Raw genomic sequence first — 21,195 nt, forward strand, 5'->3', positions numbered from 1 at the left:
CCGTACCGGCAGATGGATCTGTTTTCGCTGATGTCAGAGCAGATAGGAAATGTAGCCGTGGCGCAAGTGGAAAGACCAGCCGAACAATCTTTTCTGGGAACGATTGCGACGGAGCATATCGAGGAAATCCTTCGCACCGGCGGAGGGAAAAGTAACAGCAGAAAACGCATTTACTTTAAGTATCATGCGGGAAATACGCCAAAAGAAATGGAAGACTTTCTTAGGAAAGAGTATGGAAAAACCGGAAAAGGATTTTTATTTGGAGAGGAGCAGATTTCTGTCTGGTTCGATGAGAATGGAATGTCTGCAGCACACGGCACCTCAGCATTGGAACATACGGAGCTACATCTATCCTGGAGTGCAGTGGAATCTGTCATCCGGGGACAGATGGAAGCGGGAACATACATAGACAGCAACGAAGCATATCTGGCAGATTCGTTTGTAAGAAATGAGTTAGCGGATATGCTTTTCTTTTATTACCGGGATTCGGTGGGTTCCTTTCCGGAAGAACTGGGACTTCATGGGTTTGATTATCCAAAGGATCATGCGGAGATCGCTGAAATGCTGTCATATGAAGATGATGTTCGTATGATCGTAGAGCAGATGGATCGGACACTGCAAAAGGAGGCTGCAGGAGAAATACAATATCGGTTTCGTCTGGCAAAGGATCCAAAGGAACTGCGGGATGACATTGCAGAGCTTTTGGAAGATAAGGTGGACTATCCATTGCCGGACAAAGTGCATGTGATAACGGAAGATTTTATTACTGCCGATGAGATTGACTACACGCTGACCAGAGGATCCGGCTTTGAACATGGTGATTTTCGCATCTATGATTACTTTCACAAAGAACACACGCTAAAAGATGCTGCAGAGTTTTTGAAAAACGAGTATGGAACCGGAGGAACCAGCCAGGCACTGCCGGGATCTGATAACAGCTTTAAAGATTATGATGCGAAAGGGATCAAGTTAAGTAAAGGAGAGATCTTTACGCCGGATGCTAAGATCCTGCTTTCGTGGAATGTGGTGGTAAAGCGGATTGAAAAGCTGATGAGGGAGGATCGCTACCTGACTGCAGAGAAGAAAGAAGAGTATGCCATCTATCAGCAGGAGCGGAATGAAAAATTACTGCAGAAAGCAAAGGAAGAGTTAGGATCTGTGGTGGATGAGTCTGTAGTAGTTCATGGAGAGGTATTCGATGAACTTGGCGGATCAGATCAGGTGATAGAGACGGCAGAAACAATTTCGGAAAAGAATCTGTCAGAGGATGCGGCAGAAAAAATGGAAGAGACCGTTCCAGATGAAACAGTAGCAGATGGTGCTGCTCACATTCGACAGACAAGGCAAGAAGAGGTAGAGTCGGCACAAAGCCTGCCAGATATCACAGACATCAGTATGCCGGCAGTTTCGGCAGAAAACTATGCGATTACCGATATGGAGCTTGGTACTGGCACGGCGAAAGAAAAGTTTTGGCGAAATGTGGAGGCTATTCGTACCTTGAAAATGATCGAATCGGAGGGCAGGATGGCAACCGCTGACGAGCAGGAGGTCTTATCCGGGTATGTCGGATGGGGAGGTCTTGCAGATGCTTTTGACGAAACCAAGAGTGCCTGGGTAAAGGAGTATGCAGAATTAAAAGATCTGATGTCCGAGGAAGAGTATCTATCCGCAAGAGAAAGTACCTTAAATGCCCATTATACCAGTCCCGTGATCATCCGGGGGATTTACCGGACTTTACAGAGAATGGGATTTATGAAAGGAAATCTGTTAGAGCCTTCGATGGGGATCGGTAACTTTTTTGGAATGCTGCCGGAAACGATGCAGGAGAGCCATCTGTATGGTGTAGAACTGGATAGCCTGACAGGAAGGATTGCCAGACAGCTGTATCCCAAAGCGGATATCACGGTGGATGGATATGAAAAAACAACATTTCCGAATGATTTCTTTGATGCTGCTGTTGGCAATGTACCCTTTGGTCAGTATAAGGTGGCAGATAAGAAATATGATAAACATAACTTTCTGATCCATGATTACTTCTTTGGAAAGACCTTAGACCAGGTGCGTCCGGGTGGAGTGATCGCTTTTATCACCAGCAAGGGAACGATGGATAAGGAAAATCCAAAGGTACGCAGGTACATTGCACAGAGAGCAGAACTGTTGGGAGCGGTGCGGCTTCCGAATACTGCATTTAAGGCAAATGCCGGAACGGAAGTGACATCGGATATCATTTTCCTGAAAAAGCGTGACCGTATCATGGACATTGAACCAGACTGGGTGCATTTATCACAGGATAAAAACGGCACCGTCATGAACAGCTATTTTGTGGAACATCCGGAGATGATTGCTGGTTCTATGGAAATGGTCAGCGGGCCGTATGGGATGGAAAGTACCTGTGTGCCGGATGATACACTTCCTTTTCAGGAGCAGTTAGAAAAGAGTCTATCTTTTATCGAAGGTTCTTATGAAGAAATCGAACTGGAGGAGATGAATGAGGAGCTGACGGCTGAGGTGATCCCTGCCGTACCGGAAGTAAAAAACTTTAGTTATGCACAGATAGAGGATCGGTTGTATTACCGTGAAAACTCGGTGATGCGTCCGGTGGAAGCCTCCGAGGGAATGCTTGAGCGGATCAAGGGCATGGCTTCCATAAAGGACTGCACACAGGAACTGATTCGGCTGCAGTTAGAGGATTATCCGGAGGAACAGATCCGGTCTGCACAGAAGAAGTTAAATGATCTGTACGATGCCTTTGTAAAGGATTATGGAAGGATTTATTCCAAAACCAATAAGCGTGCCTTTCATCAGGACAGCAGCTACTGTCTGCTCTGTTCCTTAGAAAAGCAGGACGAGGAAGGCAACTTTATCGGAAAAGCGGACATGTTTATGAAACGCACGATCAAGAAAGCAGAAGTGGTGACCAGTGTGGACACGGCAAGCGAAGCACTGGCGGTATCTCTGGCAGAAAAAGCAGCGATTGATTTTGAATATATGTCGGAACTAAGTGGAAAAGACCGGGATACGCTGATTCGTGAGCTGACCGGAGTAATCTTTAAAAACCCGATCAGTGAGGAATGGGAGACAGCAGATGCTTATTTAAGCGGAAATGTGCGAAACAAACTGGAAGTAGCCGAAACTTTTGCAAAGAATGAACCCATGTATGCGGTCAATGTGGAAGCATTGAAACGGGTACAGCCGAGAGAACTGGATGCCAGTGAGATTGAAGTCAGGATTGGAGCAACATGGATTGAACCGAGATTTATCGAGGATTTTATGCGGGAAGTGTTTGAGACACCGGAGCATTTATTAAATCGTGATGTAATAAAGATTCAGTATTCCGATGTGACCGGGCAGTGGAATGTGAAGGGAAAAAATGCAGACTTAGGAAACGCACTTGTAAACATGACATACGGAACCAGCCGGAGAAATGCGTATCAGATTTTGGAAGACTCTCTGAATCTGAAGGACAGCCGTGTGTATGACACAGTGATCGAGGATGGCAAAGAAAAGCGAGTTCTCAATAAAAAAGAAACAACGATTGCCGCACAGAAGCAGGATGCCATGAGGGAAGCTTTCCGGGACTGGGTATTCCGTGACATGGACAGGCGTAATGAACTCGTGAGTAAGTATAATGTATTGTTTAATTCCACCAGACCACGAGAGTATGACGGTTCTCATTTGAAGTTTCCGGGAATGACACCGGATATTGAGTTAAAGGGTTATCAGAAAAATGCTGTGGCTCATGTTTTGTATGGAAATAATACATTGCTTGCACACTGTGTCGGTGCCGGAAAAACATTTGAAATGGTTGCGGCTGCAATGGAAAGCAAGCGTCTTGGCTTATGTCAGAAAAGTTTGTTTGTCGTACCAAATCATTTGACGGAGCAGTGGGCCAGTGACTTTTTACGATTGTATCCGGGAGCCAATATTTTAGCGGCTACCAAGAAAGATTTTCAGCCGGCAAATCGTAAAAAGTTCTGCTCACGGATTGCTACCGGCGATTATGATGCGGTGATCATCGGGCATAGTCAATTTGAAAAAATACCGCTATCTGCTGAACGACAGACTGCCATTATTGAGCGGCAGATTGCTGAGATCACGCAGTCGATTGAAGAAATTAAAGCGGAGCAGGGAGAACGCTATACCATTAAGCAGATGGAGAAAATGAGGAAAACCCTTCAGACACGATTGGACAAACTCAATGATACTTCCAGAAAAGATGATGTTGTGACCTTTGAACAGTTAGGCGTGGACAGGCTCTTTGTAGATGAAAGCCATTATTACAAAAATCTTTTCTTACATACAAAAATGCGTAATGTAGCGGGTATTGCGCAGTCGGAAGCACAGAAATCTTCCGATATGTTTGCCAAATGCCAGTATCTGGACGAGCTGACCGGCGGAAAGGGCATTACCTTTGCAACGGGAACCCCGATTTCCAACAGTATGACGGAATTATACACCAACATGCGTTATCTGCAGTATGATACGCTGCAGCGGATGGGACTGGGGCATTTTGATTCCTGGGCATCTTCCTTTGGAGAGACGCAGACAGCGATCGAACTTGCACCGGAGGGAACCGGATACCGTGCAAAGACGAGATTTGCCAAGTTTTACAATCTGCCGGAGTTAATCGCCCTGTTTAAGGAGTGTGCGGATATACAAACACCGGATATGTTAAACTTACCGATTCCGAAAGCAAAGTATGAAAATGTGGTATTACAGCCGAGCGAACATCAAAAGGAGATGGTCGCATCGTTAGCGGAGCGGGCGGAGGCAGTCCGTGACCGGAGAGTGGAACCGCATGAAGATAACATGTTAAAGATAACAAATGATGGAAGGAAGCTGGCGCTGGATCAGAGACTGATCAATCGGTTACTGCCAGATGAAGAACATTCCAAAGTCAACGCCCTTGTGCAAAAGGCGTATGAAATATGGGACAGGACAAAGGCAGACAAATCCGCACAGCTTATCTTTTGTGACCTTTCGACACCGAAGATCGTTGGGAAAACGACTGCAGGTGATGGAAATGATATGTTAGAAGCAGAGGTGTTTGACGATGTCTACCATGACATCAAGCGAAAACTCGTGAACCGGGGTGTACCGGAAGAAGAGATTGCCTTTATTCATGAAGCGAATACGGAGTTAAGAAAGACGGAGCTGTTTGGCAAGGTAAGAAGCGGACAGGTTCGTTTTTTGATTGGTTCCACGCAGAAGATGGGAGCCGGAACCAATGTGCAGGACCGTCTGGTTGCCCTGCATCATTTGGATGTTCCGTGGCGTCCGTCAGACATTGAACAGCAGGAGGGACGTATTCTCAGACAGGGTAACAGAAATGATACCGTGTCTATTTTTCGTTATGTGACAGAAGGCACATTCGACAGTTATTCGTGGCAGGTAATAGAAAACAAGCAGAAATTCATCAGCCAGATCATGACAAGTAAATCGCCGGTACGAAGCTGTGAGGATGTGGATGAAGCAGCACTTACTTATGCCGAGGTCAAAGCACTTGCCACCGGAAATCCTTATATCAAGGAAAAGATGGATTTAGATATTCAGGTATCAAGGCTGAAACTGATGAAAGCAAACCATACCAGTCAGATCTACCGGCTGGAGGATAACATTGCAAAGAATTATCCCAAGCAGATTGAAATTTTGCAGGAGCGGATTCGGGGATTTCAGACAGATATGGAAACAGTACGAAAGAATCTTCCGGTAGATAAGGACAACTTTTCCATGAAAGTGGGAAACCGTATCTTTACGGACAAAAAGGAAGCAGGAACAGCCATTCTTGCTATGTGTCAGGAGATGGATTCTCTGCAGCAGATGGTGGAGATCGGTGAGTATGCCGGTATGAGAATGAAAGTCACTTTTGATTCTTTTAACCGCAAGTTTGTGATGAGTCTGAAAGGAGAACTAAGCCACAACTTTGAACTTGGTTCGGATGCGTTTGGAAATATCACAAGACTTCATAATGTTTTAGATGGCATGGCTGGGGAACTTTCAGAAGCAGAGACAAAACTTAACAATGTCGCACACCAGTTGGAAACGGCAAAGATAGAGGTGCAAAAGCCGTTTCCTGCGGAGGAAGAACTGAAGGAGAAGATGGAACGGTTAGCGGAACTGGATGCCTTGTTAAATATGGATGAAAAAGGCGGGACACCGGTACTTGAAAATGAACCGACGGTTACGCCTTTGGGCGAATGGCTGTTAGAACATCTTCTGCCGGAATTTATGGAAGAGTATGAAATGGCAGAGGAACGGGCGAGAGAGGTGCTATTAGATGCTCTGCCGGAAGAAGAAAGCGAAGTGGTCTGCTTTTCTTCGGAGCAGAATGCAGAGAGCCTTGACAGTGAGGAAATGCAAAAACAGATGTCAGAATATATGGATGGTGATTTTTATGCCATACCGGTATCGGATACAGAATACCTGATCGCACCAAAAGTGGAACAGGACGCCGTGATCTATCTGCGGACGGTACTCAGCAACTTAAGTGATTCGGTTCTGTCTTCGCCGGCAATGAAAACACATGCGGCTTATGAGTACGATGCCGGGGAAAACCGGATGAAACCGTTTGACCATTTAAGGATTTTAAGAGGACTTTTGGCGGTAGGAGAAGAAAGACCGGTTTATCATGTAAGACCAAGAGAGCCGGCCGATACCAGAAGATCACATGGGATGCATTAAACAGCGTTTGGACAATTTGTCCAGACAGAAAGAATATGAGGTGAATCGACATGAAGAATTATCAGGAATTTATGGATTATGTAAAAGAAAATGTGGCAGATTATCTGCCGGAGAAATTTGAGCAGGCAGAGATCACGGTGCATCAGATGGTAAAAAACAATGATGTTATGTTAGATGGGTTAAATATTCACGATCCGGACAGCAATCTTTCTCCCAATATTTATTTGAATCCACTATATGAGCAGTATGAAAATGGAAGAGATCTGGATGAGATCGTTGCAGAGATAGCCGATACCTATGTGGAAAATATGGGATCGGCACTCACAAGAGATTTTCAGCTCAATGTAGAAGATATCAGAAACTTTGAGGCAGTCAAAGACAATATCTTTCCGAAACTGGTGAATCTTGAAAAGAACAGCAGCCGCCTGGAACATGTACCATATACACAGAAGGAAGATCTTGCAGTCACTTATCATATCAAGATGACAGGGGATTCAAGGACTCTCGGTTCTTTGATGATCACGGATGCAATGCTGGAAGGGTACGGTGTGAACAAGGAGGAGCTGCATGGTTTGGCAATGGATAACATGGGGCGGTTATTTCCTCCTACATTTCAGTCGCTGCAGGAAATGATGATCGAACTTTTTGCCGATGAATTTTCAAGAAGGGAAGGGATGCCGTTAGAAGAAGCGAAAGAGTGTGCAAAAGAGATGGTTCCGACAGGGGGACCGGAGTTGTACTGCCTGAGTAATGAATGCAAGATCAATGGAGCAGCCTGCATTATCGATGACAATATCCAGAAAATGATAGCGGAAAAGGTGGGCGGAGACTATTTTGTTCTCCCGTCATCTGTGCATGAAGTGCTGATCATGCCCAAAAGTGAGGATATGGATCCGAAAGAACTTCGGAATATGGTGCAGGATGTCAATGCCACGCAGGTGGCGGAAGGGGAGATTCTTTCGGATCAGGTGTATGAGTATGATGCCAAGACGCACAAGCTAAGCATTTGTGCTCCGGGAAAGGAATTAAAACAGGAGCAGGGAAAGAACATTTCACAAGGACTTGCAATGGGGGTTATGGAGGAAAAGACTGCGTATGAGACAAAAACGCAGGAACAGGTTCATGAGCCGATCAAGCACAGTGGAAGAAGCCGGTAACAAAAAGAACGGAGGTTTACATGAGTGAGCAAATGAAAGAGAGCATCGAGATTCATTCTCTGGAAGAATTGAAAAAACTTATTATGGAAAAGGATGACAATGAGATACTTACCGTAACAGTGGAGGTGGCTGCCGATGAATCATGAATTAAAGCAGGTGGATGTCCGGCTGAAATTGGTGGATAAAGAGGGAGTCTTCAGTATGGAGCCGATCGACACACCGGCAAAAGCTGTTTCTATCATGGCACCGATACTTGCAGAGCTTGACCGGGAAGAGGTCTGCGTGGTCAATCTGGATGGAAAGAACCACCCCATCAACTTTAACATCGTAAGCATTGGGAGTATCAATGCTTCTTTGGTGACCGGCAGGGAAGTGTATAAATCGGCGGTTTTGAGTAATGCTGCCAGAGTGATACTGCTTCATAACCATCCCTCGTCAAGTCTCGCACCGAGCAGGGAAGACCGTGAAGTCACCGGAAAGATGATGTATGCCGGGAGCTTTCTTGATATTGAGCTGCAGGACCACATCATTGTTGCCGGAAGAACCGGGGAAACTTTCAGTATGCGGGAACATCTGCCGGAACTGTTTGACCGAAAAAATTATATGGAGCCGATGGCACATGTAGCAGATCTGGTAAGAGAGGAGGCAACCGGTTCAGAGGTGTCTCCGGTTACCTATGAAATCCTGCAGATTAAGGATGGAAGTAATGGCGAAGCATACCGGTTTATGGGGACACGGTATATCAGACAACAGCAACTTCCGGTCAATGTAAGTGACTACGAATCAAAATATAAAGGGGAATTAAAGCCGGGAGAAACACTGGATACGCTGTATGAACGGTTCAATATACACCGTCCGGATAATTTTACCGGGCATTCGCTGTCGGTCAGTGATGTGATCGTGCTGGAATCGGATGGGAAGAAAACACCATTTTATGTGGATTCATTTGGATTTCAGAAACTGGAAAATTTCTTTGAGGAAAGGTTTGTGCGAACCGAAGCAGAAAAGAAAATAATATCAGATTTCCGGGAGAAAACACAAAAATACTTTCGCCCGGTAGATGGGAGAAAGGCAGAGGAGATTGAAAACAATGTCAGAGAGTACCTTCATAAAAAAGTGCGAGAGCAGGGCCTGCCGATACAATTCGGTGAAGTGCTGCTGTATGGAAGCCGAAGCCGGGGGATGGAAAAGGAAGATTCTGATATTGATATAGTGGCAGAGTATCAGGGAACTGCAAGAGAAGATGATCTGTTTAACCTGTTTCATGAAGATGATTTTTGTATTGGAGGCTGTAAGGTGGATATCAATCCCATCAAAGAAAAAAAATCAGGAAGTCTGACCGCTTTTTTACAGCAGGCAGTCTATTTTATGGAAAGCGAACTGGCATTTTCCATCGCTGACCGCTACATTTATATTCAGGATGCAACGGAAGGATATGATTATACAATCTATGATTCAGATTTCACAGAACTAGATGGTGGCGTTTATGATGATCCGGAGATCTCCATCTATGAGGCATTGGATGAGATTGTTGGTGATTTGAAAAAGCAGCCGGATACTGACAGGATAAAGGGAGAGATTACAGAAGAATTGCAGCTTATCCCTGTTAATCTGGAGGAATTTGAAGAGGCATTGGAACGAAGTCATTATGTGCCACCGGAAGTGACCTATACGGTTGCGGAATGCGGTGAATTTCATAGTATGGGACGATACCGGGATGATATCAAAGATGTGCAGGAAGCAATCGCACTGTGGAAAGAGTTTCAAGACAGCTCGTTGAATGGGATCCCATCTATCGGGATTTTAGTGCATACGCCGGGACAAACCGATTTGGAAGATGAGCAGTTAGATCTGTTATCTGGACAAAAGATCGATCTGGATATGATGCAGTACTATCCGGTGATCTGTAAAGAAGAGGCTGCCATTGAAAAAATATGTGAACTGATCGAAAATCTGCCGGAAGTCGGAATGATCGGGAAAGTGCCGGAGAGAATATCGACGGAGCTGCTTCTTCGGGAACTGGATCCGGGAAAGAGTCTTTTTTCAGAAGTAGAGAAAAGTCTGATCCGGGAGTATGGTTTGCAGATGAAAGATGAGCGTAAAACAAGGGAACTTGCGGAAAAACTATGTAGTAGAGATAAGATTGGAAATCAGGATGCAGCATTGGTGATACAGGAGGCAAGGGACAAAATAGAAGAAAAAAGATTGACACCAAATACGACACCATATATACTATAAGTAGGAGGAATTATGAATGTCAAAATGGGATAAACTATTAAGAAAAATATGCACTTTATCAAAGGATTTACGCTTTGATGAGTTGCGGAAAGTATTGGAAAGTTATGGCTATGAAATGAATGCTCCCAAAGGCGGAAGCAGTCATTATACATTTCGAAAAAGCGGCTGTCAGCCGATTACGATACCAAAACATGAGCCGATTAAAAAGGTATATGTTGAGATGGTAAAGCAGATTGTGGAAAGTGAGGCGATGAATGATGAGAACGATTGATGATTACATGAATATGAATTATCGTATGGAGATCGTTGAGGACAAAGAGGAAGGCGGTTTTGTGGTTTCTTATCCGGAACTTCCGGGATGCATTACCTGTGGAGAAACAATGGAATCAGCCATTACAAATGCTCAGGATGCAAAGAAATCCTGGCTGCAGGCAGCATTGGAGGAAGGAATCGAGATTCATGAGCCGGACAGTTTGGAAGAATATTCCGGACAGTTTAAGTTAAGGATACCTCGCAGTTTGCACCGATCTCTTGCAGAGCATTCTAAGAGAGAGGGGATAAGCATGAACCAGTATTGTGTTTATCTGCTTTCACGGAACGATGCAATGCTTTCAAAGTGAAAGATGATGCAGATAAGGAAGTATTACAGAGTTAAATAGAAAGCTGTTGTGCTTGCGATTATAATTATTATTGCAAGGAAGGGAATGTATATGCAAATCACAAAAAATCAGCATTATGTGCCACGATTTTATATGAAATATTTTAGTAATATAAGAAATGCTGGTACAAAGAAGGAAAAGGTTTTGATTTCATTTTACCAATTCAAAGATAATATATTAAGGGAAAACATACCCACTACTTCTGTATGCTCGGAAGATTATTTTTATGGTCAGGATGGCAAAACAGAAAATTCATTAGCTGAAATGGAGAATAGATGGAGCATAGCGTTTAAGAATGTAAATGATGATGCTTTTGCGGAAGGCGATATTGAAAGTATTAGGGAATTTGTTATATATCAAATTAGTAGAACTAAGGCAATGCTGTCTCACAATAGGGAAATGGTAACTAATGTAATGGAAGCTGTTTCCAAAAAACAATTTGGGAATGTGGCAGACGGAAAGACGTTTAATGAGTTACTTGAAAATAAAATCCAAAATGAAATAACGCCTGAATTTGGATTGTCAATTGTGAAAGAAACAATACCGGTAATTAGCGATCTAAAAATGAAGGTTATTACTAATGAAACAGAGATGAAACTCATTACATCGGATGTACCAATTATAATTATAAATCCGTTAGGCATCTATAGAGCTGGTTTGAATTCAGTTGGGGAGGTTATTTTTTTCCCGATATCTCCTTGGAAAATAATATTTTTTTATGATGAAAAGGTATTCGGTGAACTGCCAAATAAAATTTCTGATGAGAGGGAGGTTGAAATATTTAATCAATACCAATATGTTAGTGCAGATGAACGACTACTGGGAAAAGCGGCTGGAGACTTTAATAATATAATTAATAGTGAAACATTAAATTGCAAAAGAGAACAATTTAATAAAATGCAAAAAACAAATACCATAAATGATGGAGTGGGAACTTTTTTTTCGACAAAATCAAAAAGTATACCATATTATTATAATATTCCTATTTTGCGTTTGCCTAAACTATTGAGAAAAATTCCGGGTGATTTTCGTGAAACATTTCAAAGAGAATACTCGTATGAGATAAGATTGGCAATATTGTGTCGCATATATCGGGATCCCAATTTTATTTCTGACATAACATTAAAAGAACATTGGAAAAAACAACAGAGATATTCGAAAGTTTTATTAAAGTATTTAGATGATTACTGGAATGTTCCAAAGAAAGATAGAATTATTACTCCAGAACTCATGAAAAAGTTAAAGACGGTACCAGTTAATGCCATTATTAATAAAGATGTAAATGGAATATAATTTTAATTGGAAAATCTAACATACAAGATAACAACTTAATATCACATGAAAAAAGAACTGCTCCGGTGGTTCTTTTTTCGTACACAAAAATACAGAACAGGAGGCGAAAACAAATGCTAAACATATTCAGAAAGGACACGCTTACACCGCAGACGGAACGCATTTACAAGGTTCCGCTGTGCATTCAGGATACCATTCCCATCTACCGGATTGCTGAAAACGGTATCTTTGAGCTGGAGAGTCCGACTAACAAAGACGGTGGGAAAAAGAAGCTGCATCAGTTTGACAGGATGTATCTGTTTGAGGATATCAACTTTTCCACGCAGGATGAAGAAGAAAAGGAAGAAACCGGGAAACGGTTTGAAACGCTGCTTCGTTCCATGAATGTCAGTTACAAGATCATCGTGTCCAACCATTATGCCGATAACGGAAAGCTGCGGGAGGAGATCCTGCAGAAGGCAGTGAGCAAAGAACGGGAGCCTTTGGCAAGGGAATACCACCAAATGATCGAAGAGCGTCTGCAGGAAGGACGGGGAGGACTTTTGCAATCCAAGTATTTCATAGTCACCTGCAGAAAGCCGGATTATGAGAGTGCAAAGAATTATTTCAATACCATAGAGTTTTCCATTCGGCAGTTATTTCACCGGCTGGGAAGCTGCCTGATCCCACTCGATGCCACGGAACGCTTGCGGGCACTGCACAGTTATTACCGCATGGGTGACGAGGCATCTTTTTCTTTTGACTGGAATGAATATCTGCATCTGAAGCGTGACTGGCGAAATGACATTATCAATACTTCTCTGCGGGAGTATCCGGAGCATCTGGAGATGGAGGGTGGAAACTGCGCTTGCGTCATGTTTATCCGAAAATATCCGAACGGACTTACCGACCAGTTTTTAAATGAGCTTACCAACATGAACTTTCCTCTTATCTATACAATGGATGTGGAGCCGCTTGACAATGATGTGGCTTATCAGATGGTGATGAAGAAATATATGTCAAATGAGCGGAGCATTAACCGGGAACAGGAGCTGAAAAACGAAAATGGTGATTATTCCACCAACATCAACTATGAGAGAAGAAAGCAGCAAAGAGATACGGAGGAGATGCTAGACCGCATTTCTTCCTTTGATGAACGGCTGCTTTATGTGGGGATCACGATCGTTATCAAAGCATCGTCCAGAGAAGAACTGGAGGAGCGGACGGAAAAAGTCCGCATCATAGGAAAAACACATAACATGGATATCGTTCCCCATTCACACAGGCAGCTGGACGCACTGAATACTTCTCTGCCGACGGGTGCAAGATTTGTGAATACGATGCGGACCATTACATCGGAGGAGCTTTCAATCTTTATTCCGTTCAATGTGCAGGAAATCCATGATGATCTGGGATACTGCTATGGATTTAACAAGGTATCGAAAAATCTGATCATTGGAAATCGAAAACTGTTAAAGAATGGAAACGGGATGGTATTTGGAGTACCCGGTTCCGGAAAATCTTATAATGAGAAATCGGAAATGGGACAGGTGCTGTGCTTCTCAAAGGATGACATTATCGTGGTAGATCCAATGGGTGAGTACAAAGGCATTGCTGCAGCATGGGGTGGTCAGTATATCAATCTGACACAGTCAGCGGAAAATGTTTTTTATGTCAATCCGTTTCATGTGCCGGACGAGGTGCCGGATATTGACCGCTTTGTGGCAGAAAAAGCAGAGTTTGCGTATGCTATCTGTGAGCAGGCGCTGAAACCGGCACCGCTTACCAGCCGTCATATCGCTGTGATCGATAAGGCAGTCAGCAGCATGTATGAGGAATATTTTAGGAAAAGAAAGGATAAACGAAGAAGAAAGAACCGACCGGAATCGCCAACCATTCCTGTGATGCGAAACAGGATCATGGAATTATATGATGATAACGAAGCGGCAAAGGAAATCGTGGAGCAGCTGGAGGTATTTGCGGATGGTACGCTGGATATTTTTGCGCGAGAACAGTCCATATCCGATGAGAACCGCTTTACCGTATATGGGTTTTCGGAGCTTGGAAAGCGGATGCGTGCGATGGCAATGCTTGTGATGATCGAAAGCATCACGGCGAAGATCAAATACAATCAGTCTGACGGAGTTGCCACCTGGGTTTATGTGGATGAAATGCATGAACTCTGGGGAGAGGAATACAGCTTACATGCATTGGAAAAGATGTGGCGTGAGGTCCGCAAGCGGGGTGGTATCTGTACCGGCATGAGCCAGAATCTTATAGATGCAAAACGGAACCGTTCCACGAAAACAATGGTATCCAATTCGGAGTTTATGCTTTTGCTTGACCAGGGCACAATGGATAAAGAAGCGGTGGAAGATCTGTTTGATATTTCATCGGAGCAGCTTGCCTGTGTCAATGGAGTAGAGCCGGGAACAGGGCTTATCCGATTTGGAGATAAGATCGTGCCCTTTGACAATACAATGGAAAAGGACAGCAGTCTGTATCAGTTATTTAATACGAATTTTCATGAGATGGTGAAAGATAAAAATGTAAAGCAGACAGTGGAAAAATAGGGACAAGTGAATTGACGAAAATCGTTGAATTGTGACAGGAAAAATGATATATTAGTAGCATGGCGAAAGCCATAGGAAAGTACCCATGACAGGGTGGTAGCCTCCCAACACCAATGACCGGCTTGCCGGAATACATAGGAAGGGAGGTGGCGCCAATGACAGCTTTTGAAATCCTTTCGATTTTCCTGGGCATATTGACATTGTTATGTGCCTTCGGTAGTCTTGTTATAGCGTTGCTTGCCTTTCTCGACAAGAGAAACAAGCGAAAATAAAAATGCCTATCCTGTCTGCAAACAGGATAGGCGGTGTCCGTAAGGACATTTAACCTTGATGGGAGCATCCACTTTGGAGTGGGTGCTTTCCTTTTCTAATATCAATATATCACATTTCTCCAGATGATTCAACAGAAAATTGAAAATCTCACGAAGTCCTATGATGAGAAATCGGAGGTGGTGATCAATGGATCAGCTTGACAGAGAGGTCATTGAATCCTTGAGTGAGCCGGCAAAGAGAGTATTTGGGAGTCTGGATTACCGTTCCAGACAGCGAATGTTAAAGAAAGCCAAAGTAATGGCGAAGGAAGAAAAAACAAGAAACCAAAAGAAAAGCCGGGTAAAGAAAAAGGGGATTGAAAAACAGAATAAAGCCAAAAGAAAGAAAAAGGGCAGTTCATCCAAAAGTGAACGAGTCCTTTTTTCTATTTATGAAACAAAAGATCTTATGGTGCAATCCATGCATCTGATGCTGCTTGGAAGCAGCGTGGCAGATAATGCTTATGAAGAAAGAGACTTTGCTCATACGGATGAGCCACAAGTTGCTTTATCCAGAGAGGCGGTTCAAAAGAGCAGTCGGGTGGCAAGGGGAGGTATGCGGACTTTAGTACAACGAAACCGATACAAAAAAGCACAGAGAAGGGCTGCAGGAAAATCTACACAGAAATCTGCACAGGCGGTTCAGACAGGTGCAAAAGCGGGAACGCAGGCTGCAAAAACACTTGCTAAGACAATGCAGAGCATCGTGAGGTCAGTGGCAGCGAATCCGGTCGTGTGGATCGTGCTGCTTGTCATTATTCTGCTTGCTGTGATTGTCGGGGCAATCGGTGCTGTTGTCGGTTCCGGTGGTGCCGCTAATGGATCACAGGGTGGAACCTATCAGGCACAGGTATCGGAAAAGACAGAAAGTTACCGGGAGATGGTTTCAGAGTATTGTGAAAAATATGGTATTGATGATTATGTGGATTTGTGTCTTGCCATGATCGAGCAGGAGAGTGGAGGAAATCCGCCGGATGTGATGCAGACAGCGCAGTCTTATTATAATGTGAATCCGCCTATCGACAGTGCAGAGGAAAGCATAGACTGTGGGACACATGAACTGTCAGACTGCCTGACAAAAGCAAAGTGCAAAGATCCCAATGACATCAAAGGAATTTCCCTTGCCCTGCAGGGATATAACTTTGGCAATGGCTACATTGACTGGGCACTCAAAAACTATGGCTGTTATACCAAAGAAAATGCACAGATCTTTTCGGCAAAGATGTGTGCTGAGCTTGGTTATGCTTCTTACGGGGATGTGGAGTATGTGCCTCATGTCCTGCGGTACTATGTGATGAATGAAGAAACGAGCGTATCCAATGAATCTGCCAAAACAATCTTAGAAGAGTTAAAGAAAAACAATACGGCACCGGCAGAGGCATGGGATGTGGTCGAGAAAGGTGCCTCCCTGATCGGAAGTGTAAAATACAGCATGGAGAAACGGCAGGCAGACGGAAGAGACAAGCCTGAGTTTTTGGACTGTTCTTCTTTTTCGGCATGGGCATTTCATAAGGCAGGAGTGACCAGTGTGCCATATAGCTCCACGACGGCAACCTTTATCGGCTCCAAAAAGTTTCACGATATTTCTGCTGATCAGTTGCAGCCGGGCGATATCGGACTAAAAAGCAAGACTGGTGAAACCGGCGGAGCAAATCATGTAGGGATTTACTGTGGGAAACTGAAAGATGGCAGAGTAGTATGGCTTCACTGTACCAGTTCCAGTGGATCCTCTTTGACAGGGAATACTGAAGGTGCGATGTTTGGGGTATATACGAATTTTACATATTTCAGAAGACTAAAGAAGTGGGACAAGAAGTAGCGTCTGGACAATTTGTCCAAACATGGCGTCAGAGGACAGAAAGCAAGCGTTTAGACAAATTGTCCAGACGCAGAAAGAGAGGAGACTATGCTTAGAAAAATACGGCGATTTTACTGGAAACAACGAGACAGAGGACTTGGTAGGCAGACTGTTATGGCGGCGGTGGGCGCAGCTTTATTTTTGATGATCATTCTGGGAGCAGTGACAAAAAGCGTGATCATGCCAAAGAATGAGAGTCGGAAAAATGCTGCGAGAACCGAGACTGCCAGTGGAACTGCTATCGGAGCTGAGGCAGCATCCGGAGGAGGTGTTGCGATAGAGAATATAGAAACAGGCGTTGAGTCGGAGGGTGAAAAAACGGATTCCACGGCAGATGATTCAAATAATGATGTGTCTGTAGACATGACGGATCTGGAACCCTTTTTGGGGTTTATGTCGGAGACAGCCTATGAAGAGTTAAAAACGCAGTTGGTTCAGAGATGTCAGGAAAGAAACTGCAGCTCAGTCAGAAAGCTGACTTATCAACAGACACAAGCCTTTGATGTGACAAGTTTTATCCTGTTGACTGATGGCAGTGTTTATCAGTGCAATTATAATCTGAAAAGTTGTCAGGTGTCTGTTTCAAAAACAGATTATACGGAAGTCCAGATCAATCAGATGAAAGAAAAGCAGTTGCAGGAGGAACAGCAAAAACTGGAACAGGAGCAGAAAGCGGAAAAACAGAAGCTGCAAAAGAAAAAGGTAAAAAAGAAAAAAACGATTAAGAAGAAAAAAGCAAAAAAGAAGCCGGTGAAAAAGAAGGTTAAGAAGAAAAGAACAAAGAAGTAATATTATATTCATTATCAGAGGGTATAAGGGATCCATCCCTTACAAGATAAAGCATAGATGTGTCCACATTATGCGTATCTTGCAGGGCTTGAATGAGAGAGGGAAAAGGCACATTTTATGTGTCAAAATAAAGCAGATAAAGCTCAGAAAACACTATGTTTGGACAAATTGTCCAGACAAAAAGAGACAAAAAAAGATAAAAATAGCGTTTAGACAAATTGTCCAAACATAAGAAGGGAGTGACCGCATGAATGACGCAAAAACAGAGATCCTTCGAGTGAGAATGACGCCGATGGAAAAAGCTGCCCTGTCAAGACAGGCAAACGATCAGCATAAAACCATGAGTGAATATATCCGCAGTATCGCCAAATGTCCGCCGGAGGTGACAAGGGACGAGTTTGAAGGTTCGATTCTGCAGATGATCTATGAGATCAACAAGATCGGTGTCAACATCAATCAGATCGCAAAAAAGTATAACGAACACAATTATGTGGAACCGAGAGCAGATCTGTTAGAAAAGCTGGATGAAGTTTATGGAATGATGAAAAGCACCATCCGGCTTATGAAAGGGGCATAAGGAAATATAAGAAACGGAGGGAGCGTGATGTCGTTAATCATCAAGATGGATGCCATCAAGACAAAGGAACATTTAAGAAAGTCCATTCCGTATATCTTCAATGAAAGAAAGACGGATGGTCTGTGCTTCAGCAATGCAGGGGTGACATCGGAGCAGATTTTAGATACCTTCTTTTTGACAAAGCAGCTTCGTCCTACGCACGGCACCAGAGAAGGTTATCATTTTAAGTTTTCTTTTTCAAAGGATGAGACGATACCGGCGGAGCAGGCTATGGAGTTTGTAAAGGAATGGACAGAAGAATATCTTGCCGGGGCGTATGACTATGCCTGTTCGGTTCATAAAGACAGAGACCATATGCACATGCACTTGGTCTTTAATTCTGTCAGCAGAAGTGGTGGAAAGTACCGTTATCAAAAAGGAGACTGGGAGAAAGTGATACGACCACTGACAAACCGGCTGGCAGAAAAATATCATACCAGATCATTAAAGGAAAAGGATCCGGCATTGGATTATTCAACAGATTATGAAAAAAAGGATGGCAAACGGACCGGAAAAGAGCAGGTGGAACGGGACATTGACCAGTGCATACTCGAAAGCAGATCCTATGCAGATTTTAAGAGAAGAATGGTGCAGGATCACTATTACCAGTTGTGGGAAGGAGTTTCAAGAGAGCATGGTGTCTACCTTGCCCTTACACCGCCGGGGAGAGGAAAAGCAATCCGCAGTTACCGATTAAGTGAGGGGTATATGCCGGTGGATATCGACAGGCGTATCGCATCGCAAAGACAGGCACGAAAAGAAGAACTGCCCACAGGCAGGAACAGAAAACTTGACTGGGCAATGAGTAGAAACTATCAGTTTATCCCCTATGGTGAAATGTCAGAGTACCAGAAAATAATGGTGCGTCAAGTGCTGGAGGCAAGAAGATTGTACCGGCGGACAGGTACACCGCTTTATATGCATGAGCGGAGCGTCGGAGTGCTTCAAAAGATGAAGAATGAAACCAGAAAATGTGGTGTTTATGTAAATCGTAAAGAAGCACGAAGGGTACAGAGAGAGTTGATACGAGTGATGAAGCAAGGGAGGAATAAAACAAGGTGACGGAAGAACAAATGACATTGATAAAGACATTGATAAAAAAGCACGGTATTTCAGCAACAGATGGCGAATGGACTTTAGTATTTCTTGGTGCCAGCTACGGCTTGACGGAAAAACAGATCGCCAGTTATCTGACAGCAGACACATCGGATTTGCTTGCAAAGCATGAAAAAATGCTCTGTATTTTATTTGGGATAGAACCGGAATCTAATGGTGAAATTCAAAGAATGGAGAATCCGGCAGAGAGACTGCAGATGATCCTCGCAGAGTATTTGGCTCACAATCAGTCCGTTGGCAATCAGTCAAAACAGGGTTATGAAGAAGTGATGGAGTATGTTATCAGAGACACCGGATTGTCGGCGGCACAGATTGAGCAGCTTCGCAAAGCGGTGGAGGCAAAGATGCCTGCAGAGGATGTTCTTGAGATGGCGAAAAATCGAAAGGATGTGATGGAGATACGACGGTGTATCGAATTTTATGAAATGATGGAGAAAGAACAGGAACCACAGGAGAAAGCAAAGAAAAACAGGAGGGAACGCAGATGAGTGAAGAATTACAATCCTTAGTGCAGATCATTGAATTGTATGGAAGAGGGCTGGGTGGTTTAGGGAAGGCTATCCGTTTTTCAGCGAAAGGAGCAGAAAAAGGGGTGCAGATCGCACAGGTGAAAGCATTACAGCATCGGATGAAACTTCATTATGCCAGTGAGGGGACACATAATACCATGAAATTGTCTGATCTGGAGAAAATGACAGGCGGAAGATATACGATCTTGAATATTCCTTTGGAAGGGGAAAAAGAGCTGATCCCTTTTTATGACCGTTTGAAAAAGATGAAAGTAGCTTTTGCGGAGCTGCCGGACTTAAATCTGGGAGACGGCTATACACAGATCGCATACAATCCGGAGCAGGTGGAGAGCGTGCGTATGGTCATTGAATACTATAAAAAGAAATTCAGGGAAGAAGCGAAAGAGATCGATCTGGATGAATATATGGGAATGGCAAGTCCCGGAGGACTGGAATATCTGGATGAACTTGCCGCCAAAGGATATGAAGGCAGGATGCATGAGGAGCAGCTTGAGGAGCTTCAGCAGCGGATACAGGATAGAGAGTATCTTCCAATCAGTATCAATGTGGAATCTCTTCTTTTGCGTGAAGAAAAGGATGCTTATCTGTTTCGTATTCCCCGTGGCAGATTAGGAGAAAATCTTTCCAGTGCCATACGGATCAAAAAGTCAGACTGTATTCTTTTGGATGAGGGACAGACTGTGATCACCTGCCTGAAACGAGAGGGAGACATCTGGGGATATGCACTGGATCAAAGGCAGAATATCCAAGTGAAAGAAAAAGTGAAACTGGATATTGCAAAACTGGAAAAAGCATTTGCCCCGGTGGAAAATGACCGTATGAAAATGATCGAAAAACTGAAACCGGAGTATGCAGCGATCTTTCCATCTTTTAATCAGGGACAGGAGATGAAAGAAAAATCTTCTGTCCCTGAACCGGTTTCAGAGAAAACAGTGGGGAAAGTGTTGGCCCTGGAAAAAATGAAAGAGCGTTATCAAAGTCCGGAATATATCCCGGTAACCTTTGACATGGAAACACAGATGGTGGCAGAATCACCAAATCTCTATATAGCCAATCTTCCAAAGGAGCCGCAGGAATCCAAAGACTTTGTCCGGTGTATTTCCTTGGATAAGGCAGAAGTAAGCATTTCGGAGGATGGAAAACGGCTGCAGGCATACCTGAAGCGAAGCGGAACTTCTGAGGTTCGGGAAATTGATCTGGAGGGAAAAGAGCTGCGAAAATACAGCAAAAAGAATGAAGACATTGCAGCGGAGTGTCTGAAGTATCAGAGAAGCAGAGGGAGAGAGAGGCAGCCGGTACCGGAAGAGATCTTGCGGCACAAACCGGATGTAAACCTTAAGAAACGATAGGAAAGCTGTGTGAAATAAATGATCAGCGTTTTTACACAGCGAATTT

14 protein-coding genes are annotated in these 21,195 nt (G+C 43.8%); all 14 read left to right on the forward strand.

The genetic code is table 11. The annotated features are described in order from the left end of the window. Nucleotides 1–30: 30 nt before the first annotated feature. The 14 genes from DW019_RS08050 (at nucleotide 31) to DW019_RS08110 (ending at nucleotide 21,149) form a co-directional block, all read left to right on the forward strand. Nucleotides 31–6,681, forward strand: coding sequence for an SNF2-related protein (locus tag DW019_RS08050; RefSeq protein ID WP_347474413.1), 6,651 nt, complete (start codon nucleotides 31–33; stop codon nucleotides 6,679–6,681). Nucleotides 6,682–6,731: 50 nt separating this feature from the next. Next, nucleotides 6,732–7,838 carry a DUF5688 family protein gene (locus tag DW019_RS08055; RefSeq protein WP_118443049.1) on the forward strand — a complete coding sequence of 369 codons (1,107 nt, stop codon included), beginning with the start codon at nucleotides 6,732–6,734 and terminating at the stop codon, nucleotides 7,836–7,838. A 20-nt stretch (nucleotides 7,839–7,858) separates the two neighbouring features. Beyond that, entirely contained in the window at nucleotides 7,859–7,984 is a 126-nt protein-coding gene (locus DW019_RS15650) for a hypothetical protein (protein ID WP_279217641.1), read from the forward strand. Next, nucleotides 7,974–10,076, forward strand: coding sequence for a JAB domain-containing protein (locus DW019_RS08060; protein ID WP_118443050.1), 2,103 nt, complete (start codon nucleotides 7,974–7,976; stop codon nucleotides 10,074–10,076). Before DW019_RS15650 ends, DW019_RS08060 begins: the two co-directional genes overlap by 11 nt. A 16-nt stretch (nucleotides 10,077–10,092) precedes the next feature. Then, nucleotides 10,093–10,347 carry a type II toxin-antitoxin system HicA family toxin gene (locus DW019_RS08065; RefSeq protein WP_118443051.1) on the forward strand — a complete coding sequence of 85 codons (255 nt, stop codon included), beginning with the start codon at nucleotides 10,093–10,095 and terminating at the stop codon, nucleotides 10,345–10,347. Continuing rightward, nucleotides 10,334–10,696: a type II toxin-antitoxin system HicB family antitoxin gene (locus DW019_RS08070; RefSeq protein WP_118443052.1), complete on the forward strand. Its 363-nt coding sequence runs from the start codon at nucleotides 10,334–10,336 to the stop codon at nucleotides 10,694–10,696. The genes DW019_RS08065 and DW019_RS08070 overlap by 14 nt, the downstream gene beginning before the upstream one ends. A gap of 90 nt (nucleotides 10,697–10,786) precedes the next feature. Further along, the gene (locus DW019_RS08075; protein WP_182431070.1) at nucleotides 10,787–12,028 is read left to right on the forward strand and encodes a DUF4238 domain-containing protein; all 1,242 of its coding nucleotides are present in this window, start codon (nucleotides 10,787–10,789) and stop codon (nucleotides 12,026–12,028) included. 113 nt (nucleotides 12,029–12,141) lie between these two features. Further along, on the forward strand, nucleotides 12,142–14,580 hold the full coding sequence (locus DW019_RS08080) for a VirB4-like conjugal transfer ATPase, CD1110 family (RefSeq protein WP_118443054.1): 2,439 nt from the start codon (nucleotides 12,142–12,144) through the stop codon (nucleotides 14,578–14,580). A gap of 459 nt (nucleotides 14,581–15,039) precedes the next feature. Continuing rightward, nucleotides 15,040–16,710 (forward strand): lysozyme family protein, encoded by a 1,671-nt coding sequence (locus DW019_RS08085; RefSeq protein ID WP_118443055.1) that lies wholly within the window; start codon nucleotides 15,040–15,042, stop codon nucleotides 16,708–16,710. An 87-nt stretch (nucleotides 16,711–16,797) separates the two neighbouring features. Next, a complete protein-coding gene (locus tag DW019_RS08090; protein ID WP_147353016.1) occupies nucleotides 16,798–17,538 on the forward strand; it encodes a hypothetical protein in 741 nt (246 codons plus the stop codon). Nucleotides 17,539–17,785: 247 nt separating this feature from the next. Continuing rightward, a complete protein-coding gene (gene mobC, locus DW019_RS08095) occupies nucleotides 17,786–18,115 on the forward strand; it encodes a plasmid mobilization relaxosome protein MobC (protein WP_118443057.1) in 330 nt (109 codons plus the stop codon). A gap of 27 nt (nucleotides 18,116–18,142) precedes the next feature. Continuing rightward, nucleotides 18,143–19,216 carry a relaxase/mobilization nuclease domain-containing protein gene (locus DW019_RS08100; protein ID WP_118443058.1) on the forward strand — a complete coding sequence of 358 codons (1,074 nt, stop codon included), beginning with the start codon at nucleotides 18,143–18,145 and terminating at the stop codon, nucleotides 19,214–19,216. Continuing rightward, nucleotides 19,213–19,758 carry a hypothetical protein gene (locus tag DW019_RS08105; RefSeq protein WP_118443059.1) on the forward strand — a complete coding sequence of 182 codons (546 nt, stop codon included), beginning with the start codon at nucleotides 19,213–19,215 and terminating at the stop codon, nucleotides 19,756–19,758. Before DW019_RS08100 ends, DW019_RS08105 begins: the two co-directional genes overlap by 4 nt. Continuing rightward, a complete protein-coding gene (locus DW019_RS08110) occupies nucleotides 19,755–21,149 on the forward strand; it encodes a hypothetical protein (protein WP_118443060.1) in 1,395 nt (464 codons plus the stop codon). The genes DW019_RS08105 and DW019_RS08110 overlap by 4 nt, the downstream gene beginning before the upstream one ends. Nucleotides 21,150–21,195: the final 46 nt, after the last annotated feature.

This window comes from Clostridium sp. AF37-5, from assembly GCF_003477605.1.
Taxonomy (GTDB): Bacteria; Bacillota; Clostridia; order Lachnospirales; family Lachnospiraceae; genus Eubacterium_F.